This is a genomic window from Streptomyces sp. NPDC001858 (genome assembly GCF_053594615.1).
Genome location: NZ_JBSFEV010000003.1, coordinates 242,685 through 255,580, shown reverse-complemented (window position 1 = coordinate 255,580; position 12,896 = coordinate 242,685). Strand labels below are relative to the sequence as shown.

Below are 12,896 nucleotides of genomic sequence, written 5' to 3'. Positions count from 1 at the left end.
CCGCGCTCACCGTTGCAGCGCGGGCTCCTCGTCGTCGGCGCGCGGCTGTTGACCGTCCGGCAGCTCCGCCGCCGGCCGGGACAGCCGGCTCGGCCACCAGATCCGGCGGCCGATCAGCAAGGTGAGGGCGGGCACCAGGACCGACCGCACCAGCAGGGCGTCGAGCAGTACGCCGAAGGCAACCAGGAACCCGACCTCGATCAGCATCACCAGCGGAAGTGTGGCGAGGACCGCGAACGTGGCCGCCAGGACCAGGCCTGCCGAGGTGATGACGCCACCGGTGGCGGAGAGGGCTTTGAGCATGCCCTCTCTGGTGCCGAGACGCACGGTCTCCTCCCGGGCCCGGCCGGCCAGGAAGATGTTGTAGTCGACGCCGAGCGCCACCAGAAACAGGAATGCCAGCAGCGGCACCGAATAGTCGATGCCCTTGAACCCGAGGATCGTGTCGAAGACGAACACGCTGCCGCCGAAGGCCGCGGCGAACGAGACGATCACGGTGGCCATCAGGACCAGCGGGGCCAGGATCGCGCGCAGCAGCAGCCCGAGGACGATCAGGACGACGACGAGCACCAGCGGGATCACCAGCTTCTCGTCGCGCTCGGTGGTCACCTCGGTGTCGAGGTTCTCCGCACTCGGCCCGCCGACGATCGCCTCCGCCCCGCTCACCGCGTGCACGGCGGTACGCACCCGCAGAATCGTCTCGTACTCCGCGACGGTGTCCGGCGCGTCCTTCGGGAACACGGAGATGTTGGCCCAGCCACCGCTGGTCTGCTCCGGGATGGCCAGGGCCACACCGCGAATGTCCTTGACGATGTCGAGCACCCGCTCCTGGTGCGCCGGCCGCGTGAAGACCGTGATCGGCTGGCCGCCGAGCTCCGGGAAGTGCTGGCGGAGAACGGTGAAGCCGGTGACCGACTCCGGCGCGGACAGGAACTGGTCCTGCTCCCGCAGGGCGCCGGTGTTGCCCGCCAGCCCGAGGGCGAGCACGCCGAGGACTCCGAGCGAGCCGAGCGTCGCCACCCACCGGCGGCGGCTGATGGCGGTGCCGAGCCGTCCCCACAGCCCCGGCTTCTCCTCCACGGCCGTGCTGAACCGCGGGATGGCCGGCCAGAAGATCCGCCTGCCGAGCACCACGAGCACCGCCGGGAACAGCGTCAGCATGGCCACCAGCGCGCACAGGATGCCGGCCGCACCGATCGGGCCCAGCCCGCTGGTGCTGTTCAGGTCCGCGACGAGCAGGCAGAGCAGGCCGGCGACCACGGTGGCCGCGGACGCGACGATGGCCGGCGCCGCGCCGCGTAGCGCGTGGACCATCGCGACCCGGACGTTCTCATGGTGGTGCAGTGCCTCCCGATATCGAGCGATGAGCAACAGCGCGTAGTCCGTGCCGACGCCGAATACCAGGATCGTCAGCAGCGCCGAGTTCTGGTCGTTGACCACGATGCCGAAGCCCTTGACGAGCAGGTAGACGGTCGCCATCGAGGTCAGTGCGGCCGCGCCGACGGCCACCAGCGGGATGATCCACAACACCGGGCTGCGGTAGGTGAGGATGAGCAGGAGCGTGACGACGACGATGGTGGTGAGAAGGACCTGCACGTCGATGCCGTCGAAGACGGCATCCATGTCGCCGTCGATCGCGCCCGGGCCGGTCACGTCGAGTTCCAGGCCGGAGGGGCGGTCCTTCGCGGCGTCACGCAACGGGCCGACGATGTCCTCCGGTGCGCCGTAGGCCGTGCTCACCTCGAGGGCGAACATCATCGCCTTGCGGTCGGTGGAGGGGCTCGTCGGTGAGCCCTCGTCGTCCTCGCCGGCCGCCGCCGTCGCCTTCGGCGGGTAGCGCTCGGCAAGGGTGTTGTAGTGGCGCTCGACCGTCGCTCGGTCGGCGTCGGTCATGCCGTCGGCGCGGTGGTACACGAAGACGAACGTGTTGTCGTCACCGCCGGGGAGACTGTCGTCCAGCACCGCCACCTTGGTGGACTCGGCACTGGCCGGCAGGGTGTCCACGGCGCTGTCGGTGGTGACCGAGCTCAGCTTTCCGCTCAGCGGCACCATGCCCGCCGCCAGCACCAGCCACAGGCCAATCACTAACCACGGCACCCACCGGCCTGCCAACCGACCGGCCGGCGCTTCCCCGGACGGCGCTGCGTCGACTGCCATCACTGGCCTCCTACATACGGGTTGCATCGCTTGTCTGGACGCCTACTTCGTACCGAGCGAACCTGAGGCGACTGTTAATACGCTGCTCAGGCCGGTTGGCGTCGAGGTCCACCCGCTCTGTGCGGGCGGTGACGGTGCTGACCCGTCCGGTCCACGCGGCCGCGGCGTCATGGACCTCCGCGCGGTCGACGAGGTCGAGCAGGAGCCCCCGCCCCTCACGCAGCAGGTCCGCCGACCGGGTCACCGCGGTGACGCCATCGGGGTCGGGCACAGGGTGCCGACGAGCCGATGGTCGTCGCCCAACTCGTACCGAACGTCCATGCCGGCGAGCGTGTCGGCGAGCATGCGACGTACCGGTGGGCGTCGTCGAGGTCTGCGGGTCCGGTCGCATCAGGGCGATCTGGGCCCGGGTGTTCTGCAGCAGACGCGCCGCGACCGGATGCCGTTCGGTGGTGTACGTGTCGAGGATGTCCTCGCCGGCCCAGCCGCGAACCACGGCCGCGAGCTTCCAGCCGAGGTTCGCCGCGTCGACGATAGCGACGTCGAGGCCCTGGCCGCCGACCGGCGCGTACACGTGGGCCGCGTCCCCGGCCGGCAGGACCCGGCCGGTCCGGTACCGCTGATGCGCCCCGGAGACATCGATCACCGAGGTCAGAAGCCGACAGACGTGATCCTGCCTCCGGAGATCAGGCTCGTGCGTCTCGCTGCTGCACTTCCTTGAGGACTCCCGCCACCGTCACGAAGTCGTTGTCCACATGGAGAACGGTGTGCCCATGGTGTACAGCTGTCGCACACACCAACAGATCGATCGCCCCAGCCGCCCGATGCCGGCCCTGCTGGGTCAGTTTGTACTGAGCGGTGTCGACCCAACGCCAGGCGTTCTTCGGAACCGGAGAGAGCAGGCAGAGCGCGTCCAGTTCCTCTGCGAGCTCATCCCGATGGGACGGGCTGGTTGCCGAGTAGAGAAATTCGGCACGTGTCGGCTCGCAGAGGTGGAACACCCCGGCGGCAATGTGTCCCTCCCAGGGAGGCAACGCACCTGGGGTGCGAAACAGGTGCCACAGAAACGAGGTGTCCACCAGATACGTGATCACTCGAAGGCCTCGCGTCGCGCACGCTTCTCCGCGTCATGCGCCGCCGCGGCCTGCTCGAACTCTCCACGCGCACCCCGCGCGGCCAGCTTCTCCGCAGCCTCAAGCCGCTTGATCCGCGCCACGTAGTCCCGAAGGGCCGCGTTGACGGTCTCCTTCTTCGTCGTGACGCCCATGAGCCGCATGGCCTCGGCCAGCGCCTCGTCGTCGAGATCAATCTGCGTGACGGACATCGGACACCTCCAACATCCACGATGTATGCACCCAAAATACATCACCAACATTGGGCGCAGCCATCGATCACAAACAGACCACGCGAGGGAAGTGCGCTGGATGTCGGGGCGTTCCCATGGGCCGCTTCCCGCCCCGGGGCGAGCCGGCGGAGACCTGCTCGACGTCGACACGAAATCCTGCATAGGAGCCATGCCCGACTTGACCGGAATCGGCGTCCGGAATTTGTCCAGCCGATCATGAAATTTTGAGATTATGAGTCCTTTGAGGATCTTGGCGACCCTTGTCGATCCATGCCCATCTTGACCGTTTTCCCAGGTCATACGATGTTTGGCGCCTCAGCCCTTCCCTGCCCTTGTCAGTCTTTTCCGATCCTTGTGTCCAACCTGCGTCCAGAACGGGTCCTGGAAGGACAAGCCCAACCAGCTTCCGAGGCGATCGCCCCAGCTCGGGAGTGCGCCTCGAAATCGCCCGCAGCGGATTCCCCGTCTCCCGCCTGCTGTCCGGTCAGATCCGGGACCGACCGGACAGGCGGGGTAGAGTCGCGGTTTGTCAGGTGGCGATGCTGTTTGTGGTGGTGAGAGGCGTGTCATGCTGATGTGACACGTGGGCCCCTCCTCATGTCCTGGCGTCTTCGCCTTCCGACGCTTGATCTCGCAAGGACCCCGCTTGGACCGTTTTCAGCAACCGTTCCTGCCTGGCGGAGCCAGCGGCCTGCAGTCCCCGTTGCGGGGGCGGGAAGAGGAGCAGGCGTTCGTCGGCGCGCGGTTCGACGCGCTGCTCCACGGCCATGGCAGCGTCGTGTGCGTGGAAGGCCCTCCGGGCAGCGGTAAGACCCGGTTCCTGGCGGAGGCACAGGCCACCGCGGTGCGCCGTGGGCTCCGGCTGTTTCGCGGAGGCGCGGATCCCGATGGCCAGTTCGTCCCGCTGGGTCCCCTGCTGGAGGGTCTGCTGACGGGCTCGGGGTCGTTGTTCGACGTGGACAGGCTGCGTGATCTCGCGGCGGCGCCCGAGCAGCGGTTCTGGTTGCTGCAGGAGTTGCAGGACCGGCTGGAGCAGGCGGCGCTGGAGACTCCGCTGGTCATTACTCTCGATGACGTCCAGTGGCTGGACGACGTGACGCTTCTGGCTCTGCGCACGCTTTCGGCCCAGCTGACGGCCCACGCGATCCTGTGGTTGGTGGCCGTCCGCAGCGGGACCGAATCGCCGGGCGTGCGCGCGACGCTGGACGCGGTGGAACGGGCCGGTGCCCATCGGCTCCAGCTCGTGCCCCTGACCGATGCCGCGGTCGCGCGGATCACCGAGGACGTGCTGGGGGCGGCTCCCGATCCCGGGACCCTCAGTGTCGCCCGCCGCGCGGAGGGCGTACCCCTGCTCCTGGTGGAACTGCTCCACGGCATGCGCGACGAACACGGGCTGATCGTCGCGAACGACGTGGCGCGGCTCGCGGCAGGCCGACTTCCCGCCAGTTTCCAGGCCTCCGTACGGCAGCGTCTCGGTCGGCTTGCCGAAGCGACCCGCGAGGTCGTGCAGACCGCGTCCGCCGTGGGCCGGAGCGTCACCGTCGGACTGCTGGCCGAACTGCTCGGCAGGCAGGCCGCCGCGCTGATCGCGCCGGTGCAGGAGGCCCTCGACTCCGATCTGTTCGTCGAGCGGGACGGTCGTCTGCTGTTCCGCCACGACCTGATCCGCGAGGCCGTCGAAGCGAGCCTGCCGGTGTCCGTACGCCGGGCACTGCGACGCCATGCCGCCGATGTTCTGCTGGCGCGCGGTGCACCGGTGACGGAAGCGGCCGCCCTGCTCGTGGACAGCGCGGACCCCGGCGACCAGGTGGCTGTGCGGTTGCTGCGGGCGGCCGCCAGGGAACTCTCGGCGACAGCTCCGGCGTCGGCAGTGGAACTCAGCGCCCGGGCACTGGCGCTCACCGCCGGGCAGGGTGCCGAAGGACCGGCGATCGTCGCGGAAACGATGCTCCTCCTGTGGCAGACGGGCCAGGCCGCGCAGGCCCGGGCGCTTGCCGCCTCGGCGCTGCCCGGCAGTCTGGATCCGGACACCGAGGCACGTGTACGGCTCGGACTGGCACGCGTGTCCAGCCAGTTCGACTTCACGGAGGCCGTCCACCAGGCTCGTACCGGAGCCTCTCTTCCCGGCATCGATGCATCGCTGCGGGCCGAACTGCTGGCGCTGCGGTGTCTGAACCTGGCCATGGTGGGAGATTTCGAGGCGACCGCCCTGGCCGTGGCCGACGCGCTTCACTGTGTAGAGGAGGCACAGAACAAGAGCGCACAGGCCACCGCGATCGCCGTCGACTCGGTCGTGCAGTTCTACCGGATGGACTGGAGTGCCGCGTTCGAGCAGGCCGACCGGGCCGCGGCCCTGGCGGCCGAGGTCGGGATCGAGCATTCCCTGTGGGTACCGGAGGCCCTGTGGAAGGCGTTTCTGCTGAACGCGGCGGGTCGCTCGCCCGAGGCTCTCGCCGAGTCCGAAGCCGGAGTTCGCGTCACCCAGCGACAGGGCCAGGCCGCGGCCACCGGTCTGTGGTTGATGAACCGGTCCCGGGTGCTGCTGGACGCGGGCCGGCTGGAGGACGCGCGGGCCGAGGCGGAGGCCGCGTCCGCGATGATGGAGGAACTGGGCATGGGCAACTTCGCCGACGCCACCCTCCTGTACACGCTGGGGCGCGTCGCCGTGTACACCAACGACCGAGAAGCGGCCAGGGCGTACGCGGCCGAGGGCAAGCGGATGCTGAACGACCCGGCGATCCTCGTACGCAACGTCGGCTCCTGGCTGACAGCACTGGTCGCGGACGCCGAAGACCGTCCCCGTCAGGCCATGGAACTTCTCGACGAAGCGTTCGACACCTTCGGCCTGGAAGGCCCCTCCCTCGCCAGCCCGGACGATCCGGCCGACGCCCCCGTCTTCGTCCGCATGGCACTGCGGGCCGGCGCGGCTGAGCGTGCCGCGGCCTGCGTCGCCGTCGCGGAGCGCCGGGCAGCCCTCAACCCACGGTTCCCGATCCTGGCGGCAGCCGCCGCGCACGCCCGGGGACTGCTCGACAACGACCTCGCACTCCTGCTGCGCGCCGTCGAGTTGTACCGCGGCGTTTCCCGCCTCCTTCCCCGGGCCTCGGCGCTGGAGGACGCCGGACGCAAGCTGGCCGCGACCCGCACCGTCGATGCCGTGCCGTACCTCGACCAGGCGCTCGACCTGTACACCGAGGCGGGCGCCGAGCGCGAGGCGGCGCGGGTCCGCCGGCGGCTGCGAGCAGCGGGAGCACCACGGCGTCGTACGACGTCCACGGGGTTCGTGAAGGGGTGGCCGGTGCTGACCATCTCCGAGGTGGCGGTGATCCGGCTCGTGGCGCAGGGGATGACGAACCGGCAGACCGCACAGCGCCTGGAGATCTCGCCGCACACCGTGAGCTCGCACCTGCGGCACGCCTTCACCAAGCTCGACATCACCTCCCGCGTCGAACTGACCCGACTGGTGCGGACACGCGAACACTGAGCGTGACCGCTTCGCATCCCACACGTGCTCCGGGAACCGGACGAAAACGTGCGATGCCTCGCCCTGTCCCCGCTGCCAGGATCGGTCCTGCCCGACGAAAAGGGAGAAGACCATGCCGCCTGACGCATCGGTGCACGATGAGGAAAGCGCCCCCGAAAGCGTCTACACGACCGACTCGCTGCCGGTCCACCACAGGCGTGCCTACTGGCGCGAAGCCCTGTCCCGGACGTTCGGCGCCGTCGACATGAAAGTCCCCGACGAGGTGTACTCCGGCACGATCCGCGCCTCGCCGCTCGGCCGGCTCCAGACCATCACCGTGGACGGCGACTGCCTCTACGCCCTGCGCACGCGCAGGCTCGTGGCGCAGGGCGGCGGGGAGGAGCGCGTGGTCGTCAAACTGCTGGACCGAGGCACCGCCAGGCTCACGCAGGACGGCCGCGAGGCGGACATGCGACCGGGTGACATCTTCGTCTACGACATGGCACGCCCCGTCCGGCTGGATCTCCCCCGGTCCTTCCGGACGAAGTCCGTCGTACTGCCACGGGACGTCCTCGGGTTGAGCGAGTCCGACCTGACGCGCGTCACGGCGTCCCCGATCCGTCCCGACTCGGCGCTGGGCGGTCTTCTGTCGCCCTTCCTGACCGGCCTCGTCGACACCGCCGCGACCTACCCTCCACGCATCAGCGAGCTGATGGCCAGCAACGTCGTGGACCTGCTCAGTGTGCTGGTGGACGAACAGCTCGGCCGGACGGCCGCCGGCACACGACGTGGCGACCGGGCACTGCTGCTGCGGATCCAGGCGTTCATCGACCAGCACCTCGCGGACCCCGAGCTGGGCCCGAAGGTCATCGCCCGCGTCCACCACATCTCCCCGCGCCACCTGCACAAGCTGTTCGAGAGCGAGGACGTCACCGTGACCCGGTGGATCCAGCGGCGCCGGCTGGAAGGGAGCAGGCGGGAGCTGGCACGACGCGATGCGGCATCCCGCTCCGTCACCGTGGTGGCCCACCGGTGGGGCTTCACCAGTGCCGCCCATTTCAGCCGGGCGTTCCGGGCCGCCTACGGCATGACTCCCAGCGAATGGCGCGGGGCGCGGAACTCGGCACAGGTCGCCCTGGCCGCCGCCGGACCCGATTCCTCCCCGAGCCATTTTCCGTGCGTTCTCCGACAAGGAACACGCTCCGTCGAATTCTAGGATCAGCGGCAGAAGAACAACTCCCGCATCCTTATTGGGGGACGCAATGAGAAAATCTCCCTCCTCGGTCGTATGCGCGGTCACGGTCCACGTCAGCGTCCCGGACGAACTGCCGGTACCCCTGCCCGCCGAATTGCGCTACGCCACCGCCGACCCCTACGCCGTGCGTCTTTCCCTCGGCGCACCCCACGCCGGTCCCGTCGACTGGGTGTTCTCCCGCGCACTGCTCACGGAGTGCCTCCGCACACCGTCCGGCATCGGAGACGTACTGGTGACACCGAGGTACGGCGGTGGTCTGAGCACCGTGCGCATCGTCCTGAGGTCCCCCGCCGGAACCGCGTTGATCGAGATCGCGACCCGCCCGGTCGCCGCGTTCCTCCGGAAGACCGTCTCTCTGGTGTCACCGGGAACAGAAGGCCGCCACATCGACATGGACCGCACTCTCACCGAGCTCACCGGGCAGCAGGGACTGAAATGAATTCGGCCGCCACCGCGTCGCACAAATAGCCTGAGACCAAGCAAAGGATTCACCATGAAAGAGCCGATGTCCGAAGGCGGCACAAATTTCCTCGGCTGCCTGGGGATCACCGTCCTGCGACCCGATGACGGAATCACCCTCCCTCCTCCCTTGCGGTCGAATTCGGACCATCGCGAATTCCTGCACATAGCCCTGCATGTTCGCGGCCCGGTCGCCGTCCTCCTTGACCACGGCAAGGAGTTCCTGGACCCCGGCGACCTGGTCTTCTACGATCCGGGCCGCCCCGGCTTCGCCCGCTTCGGCGAGCATGTCCGGATGACGTTCTTCCGGATACCTCGCCACTGTCTGGAGATCACCGAATCCGACCTTCACCGCATCATGGGTGTGCCACTGACCTGCGAGAAAGGCGTCCGCGCGCTCGTGTCGAACTTCCTGTCCGCGCTCGCCCGCGAAGCGGAGTTCCGCCGGACGGGCATCGGCGACCGGCTCGCCCGCAACGCCGCCGATCTCCTCACCGCGGTCGTCACGGAGTTCTCCGGCGAGGCAGCCGCCGGCCCAGCGGACGGACGCACACAGACGCTGTCCCGTGTCCGGGCATACGTCGAACTGCACCTGACCGATCCGGACTTGTCGCCGGAATCGATCGCGTTCGCCCACGGCATCTCCGTCCGCTATCTGCACAAGGTCTTCCAGGACGAGGGCACAACGGTGAGCCGGCTGATCCGACAGCGTCGGCTCGACGCCTGCCGACGCGATCTGGACCGGGCCCGGCATCGCGGCCTCACCGTCGCCGCCGTCGGACATCGCTGGGGGTTCACCAGCCCGTCCCACTTCAGCAAGGCGTTCCGGGACGCCTACGGCATGACGCCCAAGGAATGGCTGGCTCCGACGCCATCGAACACGGACACGGACATGATCACCGTCACGGCGGAGCGAGGCCCGGTGAGCGTGTCCGGCAGTCCCCTCCCGCTCAGACCTCGATCGTCCGGTACTCCACGCCGAGTCCGGCAAGGAACGTGAGCAGGTCCTTCGCGCCGATGAAGAGGGTGGCCCTGTTGTCGCCCGGGTGGAAGGTGAGGATCTCCTCCTCCAGCATCTCGGCATCGAACAGCAGGGACACCTCGCGATGGTCGGGGTCGATGAGACCGAACGGCGAGACGACCCCCGGCTGCAACCCGAGAGCGTCCGTGAGTCGCTGCGCCGACCCGAACGACAGCCGGTTCTCACCGAGCGTCACGGCCAGCCCGCTCACATCGAGGCCCTTCCGGTCGTCCATGATCAGCAGATACCGGGCCGTGCGCCTGCGGTTCACCAGGAAGAGACTCTTGGTCCGCACCCCTTCGTGCCCCTCGATGAACGCGTCGGCATCTTGGGTCGTATGCGCCTGCGCGTGCTCAAGGAGCCGAAAGCCGATTCCGGCCCCGGTGAGCGCACGGATGATGTCATCACGAGTGATCATTTACGCCTCTGCGGGAGTCTCGCACGGCCGGATAGTTCAGTACAGTAACATGAGAGTCTAATTTAGTAGACTACCATATACTGCACTTAACTGTTCATTAAAGTGAACTGCGAGGCGAGCCGTGACGGCGATCTCCACTCTGGCCGCCGATCCCCTGCGGGGACCGGCCGGTCGCACGCCCGCCGGTATTTCGGCCGCGACAGGTTGGAGAGCCCAGTGACGGACGGCCGGATCCCGGAGTGCGTCGAGCGCGGTCGCGACCAGCCTCAGTCCCTTCTGATGCCGGGCAAAGCCGGTACCGGCAAGACCGAACCGCTCCGCATCGCGACGGAGCGGGCGAGCCGCACAGGCACGCGCGTGTCGGCTGCCCAGGGTCGCGAAGCGGAGATACGGCAGTCGTTCGCAGCTCCGCACCAAGCGCCGCTCCCGGTGGTGGGTGATCTCGCGTTCCAGCCGGAGCGGCAGCGTGACGCGCTCCGCGCGACCTTCGAACTCGGCACCGGCCACTGGGCCGGCCGAGCCCATGGTGTTCCGCGTCGCCGTCCTGATGCCGCTCAGGCACGTCGCGCAGGCGAGGTCCCTACTACTGGCCGTCGACGACATCCTGTCACGGCACTGCTCGCGGCCCGTGGTGCGGTGCTGCCGCTCGGGCAGCGGGATCCACTCCACCAGGGCAGACAGAGGATTTATGTACGGATCGTGTCCGAGCGCCCGCGACGTCCACGGAGGAAACCCGTGTCCACTGTCCTCTCCACAGCTCCGCTGTCCGCTGCCGACCGGGCGGAGCGGTGGCATCAAGCGGTTTCCGGCACCTTCATGCCGATGGACGTGAACCTGCTGGAGAAGGAGCCGTCACCCGGAAAGATCGTCAGCAGTCGGCTCGGCGCCCTGCAGATCTCTCATGTGCAGGCCGGACCGCAAGTAGTGACGCGCAACAAGCGCAACATCTCCCGCGAGGACCGGAATTCACTTACCGTCAGCCTTCAGCAGCGAGGCACCGCGATAAAGGAGCAGGACGGACGGGAATCCGTGATAAAACCGGGCGAATTCTCCATCATCGACTCGTCCCGCCTCTTCAGGATAAAACTCGGAGGGGAATTCGTTTTCACCTCCTTTCATTTCCCTCGCGAAGATCTGCACGTGCGGGACGAGGATCTGCGGGCACTGACCGCCACCACCTTCACCGGCGAGGAGGGCAGCTCCGCACTCGTGGCGACCTATCTCGCGCGTATGGCACGCGAAGCCGAGGGCTTCGACGACGGCGTCGGCCGCCGGGTGGCCGCCACCGCGCTCGATCTGATGGTGCTGCTCATCGACGAACGGCGCGGTCGCCTTGCCGCCGAGGGCCCGCAGGTGGCCGCGGCCTCCCTTGATCGGGTCAAGGAGCATGTCCTGCGCAACCTCGACGATCCCGATCTGTCACCGTCCAGGATCGCCGAAGCGCACTTCATGTCGGTCCGCTATCTGCACAAGCTGTTCCAGCTCGAAGGCACAACCGTGAGCGGCTGGATTCGGACGCAGCGGCTGGAGCGGTGCCGCCGGGATCTCCTCCGGCCCATGGCCAGAGAGGTGGGGGTGGCGGCGATCGCCCAACGCTGGGGTTTTGTGAATCCCAGTCACTTCAGCCGGGCCTTTCGCACGGCTTACGGTACGACGCCTCGCGAATGGCAGCTCCACGGCCGATCCGGAGCACACTACGGGAACACTTGCGGTGCACTGACGGACAAGTGACCGGCAGCAGCGGCCCATAGCGTGGCGAGCAGGAAAGCATTCACACCACGCAAGGAACTGCAGATGTCTGACACGACGACTCCTGTACCCCCCGTTCTCGAACCCGAAGCCCTCGCCTTCGCCGAGGCGACCGCGAATCCGCCGTACCTGTTCGACCTGCCCCCGGCCGAGGGCCGCAAGGCCGTCGACGAGGTCCAGTCCGGCGCGGTCGACATGCCCACGGTCGACGAGGAGTGGATCACCGTCACGGGCGGCCCCACCGGCAGTGTCCGGGCGCGGATCGTGCGGCCGGCCGACGCCACCGGCACCCTGCCGGTGATCCTCTACATCCACGGCGCCGGCTGGGTCTTCGGCAACGCCCACACCCACGACCGCCTCGTGCGCGAACTCGCCGTCGGCGCGAACGCGGCCGTGGTCTTCCCCGAGTACGACCTCTCGCCCGAGGTCCGCTACCCCGTCGCGATCGAGCAGAACTACGCCGTCGCCCAGTGGATCGTCACCCAGGGGACCACCCAGGACCTGGACGGCACCCGGCTGGCCGTGGTCGGCGACTCGGTCGGCGGCAACATGAGCGCCGCGCTGACCCTGATGGCCAAGGAACGCGGTGACGTCCCGCTGCTCCAGCAGGTGCTGTTCTACCCGGTCACCGACGCGAGCTTCGACACCGACTCCTACCACCAGTTCGCGGAAGGCTACTTCCTGCGCCGCGACGGCATGTTCTGGTTCTGGGACCAGTACACCACCAGCGAGGCCGAGCGCGCAGAGATCACCGCCTCCCCGCTGCGCGCCACGACCGAACAGCTCACCGGCCTGCCCCCGGCCCTCGTCATCACCGGCGAGGCAGACGTGCTGCGCGACGAGGGCGAGGCGTACGCCAACAAGCTCCGCACCGCCGGCGTCGCCGTGAGCGCGGTACGTGTCCAAGGCGTCATCCACGACTTCGTGATGCTCAACGCCCTGCGCCCCACCCATGGCGCCCAACTGGCCATCACCCTGGCCACTGCCACCCTCCGCACCGCCCTGCACCCGGCCTGACCTGCCGCCCCA

At 68.4% G+C, this 12,896-nt stretch carries 11 protein-coding genes; 6 read left to right on the top strand and 5 right to left on the bottom strand.

Features of this window, described 5'->3' with window-relative positions; translation table 11 throughout:
• Positions 1-6: 6 nt before the first annotated feature.
• Genes ACWCPF_RS05850 through ACWCPF_RS05835 form a run of 4 tightly spaced genes read right to left on the bottom strand, consistent with a single transcriptional unit; the run spans position 7 to position 3,481 of the window.
• Complete coding sequence (locus tag ACWCPF_RS05850; protein ID WP_451043703.1) at positions 7-2,157, bottom strand: MMPL family transporter; 2,151 nt, start codon at positions 2,155-2,157, stop codon at positions 7-9.
• A gap of 10 nt (positions 2,158-2,167) precedes the next feature.
• Positions 2,168-2,803, bottom strand: a complete 636-nt coding sequence (locus ACWCPF_RS05845; protein WP_451043702.1) for an FAD-dependent monooxygenase — start codon at positions 2,801-2,803, stop codon at positions 2,168-2,170.
• A gap of 40 nt (positions 2,804-2,843) precedes the next feature.
• Positions 2,844-3,251 (bottom strand): PIN domain-containing protein, encoded by a 408-nt coding sequence (locus ACWCPF_RS05840; RefSeq protein ID WP_451043701.1) that lies wholly within the window; start codon positions 3,249-3,251, stop codon positions 2,844-2,846.
• The gene (locus ACWCPF_RS05835; protein WP_053672219.1) at positions 3,248-3,481 is read right to left on the bottom strand and encodes a type II toxin-antitoxin system VapB family antitoxin; all 234 of its coding nucleotides are present in this window, start codon (positions 3,479-3,481) and stop codon (positions 3,248-3,250) included. The genes ACWCPF_RS05840 and ACWCPF_RS05835 overlap by 4 nt, the downstream gene beginning before the upstream one ends.
• Positions 3,482-4,148: 667 nt before the next feature.
• Between ACWCPF_RS05835 and ACWCPF_RS05830 the strand changes: the two genes are divergently transcribed.
• From ACWCPF_RS05830 to ACWCPF_RS05815, 4 genes are all read left to right on the top strand, one after another.
• A complete protein-coding gene (locus tag ACWCPF_RS05830) occupies positions 4,149-6,986 on the top strand; it encodes a helix-turn-helix transcriptional regulator (protein WP_451043700.1) in 2,838 nt (945 codons plus the stop codon).
• Between the two features lie 112 nt (positions 6,987-7,098).
• Positions 7,099-8,181 carry a helix-turn-helix domain-containing protein gene (locus tag ACWCPF_RS05825; RefSeq protein WP_451043699.1) on the top strand — a complete coding sequence of 361 codons (1,083 nt, stop codon included), beginning with the start codon at positions 7,099-7,101 and terminating at the stop codon, positions 8,179-8,181.
• A gap of 46 nt (positions 8,182-8,227) precedes the next feature.
• Positions 8,228-8,659 carry an SsgA family sporulation/cell division regulator gene (locus tag ACWCPF_RS05820; RefSeq protein ID WP_451043698.1) on the top strand — a complete coding sequence of 144 codons (432 nt, stop codon included), beginning with the start codon at positions 8,228-8,230 and terminating at the stop codon, positions 8,657-8,659.
• 54 nt (positions 8,660-8,713) lie between these two features.
• Entirely contained in the window at positions 8,714-9,679 is a 966-nt protein-coding gene (locus tag ACWCPF_RS05815) for a helix-turn-helix domain-containing protein (protein ID WP_451043697.1), read from the top strand.
• Here the strand turns inward: ACWCPF_RS05815 and ACWCPF_RS05810 are convergent.
• Complete coding sequence (locus tag ACWCPF_RS05810; RefSeq protein WP_451043696.1) at positions 9,630-10,118, bottom strand: YbaK/EbsC family protein; 489 nt, start codon at positions 10,116-10,118, stop codon at positions 9,630-9,632. The two genes, ACWCPF_RS05815 and ACWCPF_RS05810, sit on opposite strands and share 50 nt — an antisense overlap.
• A 735-nt stretch (positions 10,119-10,853) precedes the next feature.
• On the opposite strand from ACWCPF_RS05810, the gene ACWCPF_RS05805 reads away from it, so the two are divergent.
• Together ACWCPF_RS05805 and ACWCPF_RS05800 are read left to right on the top strand one after the other, a co-directional pair.
• Positions 10,854-11,849, top strand: coding sequence for a helix-turn-helix domain-containing protein (locus ACWCPF_RS05805; RefSeq protein WP_451043695.1), 996 nt, complete (start codon positions 10,854-10,856; stop codon positions 11,847-11,849).
• 63 nt (positions 11,850-11,912) lie between these two features.
• Positions 11,913-12,884 (top strand): alpha/beta hydrolase, encoded by a 972-nt coding sequence (locus tag ACWCPF_RS05800; protein WP_451043694.1) that lies wholly within the window; start codon positions 11,913-11,915, stop codon positions 12,882-12,884.
• Positions 12,885-12,896 lie beyond the last annotated feature (12 nt).

What these genes read in the sequence shown, in the direction of transcription:
- ACWCPF_RS05835 (WP_053672219.1), bottom strand. Translation starts at nt 3,481, where the DNA reads ATGTCCGTCACGCAGATTGATCTCGACGACGAGGCGCTGGCCGAGGCC.
- ACWCPF_RS05850 (WP_451043703.1), bottom strand. Translation starts at nt 2,157, where the DNA reads ATGGCAGTCGACGCAGCGCCGTCCGGGGAAGCGCCGGCCGGTCGGTTG.
- ACWCPF_RS05815 (WP_451043697.1), top strand. Translation starts at nt 8,714, where the DNA reads ATGAAAGAGCCGATGTCCGAAGGCGGCACAAATTTCCTCGGCTGCCTG.
- ACWCPF_RS05810 (WP_451043696.1), bottom strand. Translation starts at nt 10,118, where the DNA reads ATGATCACTCGTGATGACATCATCCGTGCGCTCACCGGGGCCGGAATC.
- ACWCPF_RS05820 (WP_451043698.1), top strand. Translation starts at nt 8,228, where the DNA reads ATGAGAAAATCTCCCTCCTCGGTCGTATGCGCGGTCACGGTCCACGTC.
- ACWCPF_RS05800 (WP_451043694.1), top strand. Translation starts at nt 11,913, where the DNA reads ATGTCTGACACGACGACTCCTGTACCCCCCGTTCTCGAACCCGAAGCC.
- ACWCPF_RS05825 (WP_451043699.1), top strand. Translation starts at nt 7,099, where the DNA reads ATGCCGCCTGACGCATCGGTGCACGATGAGGAAAGCGCCCCCGAAAGC.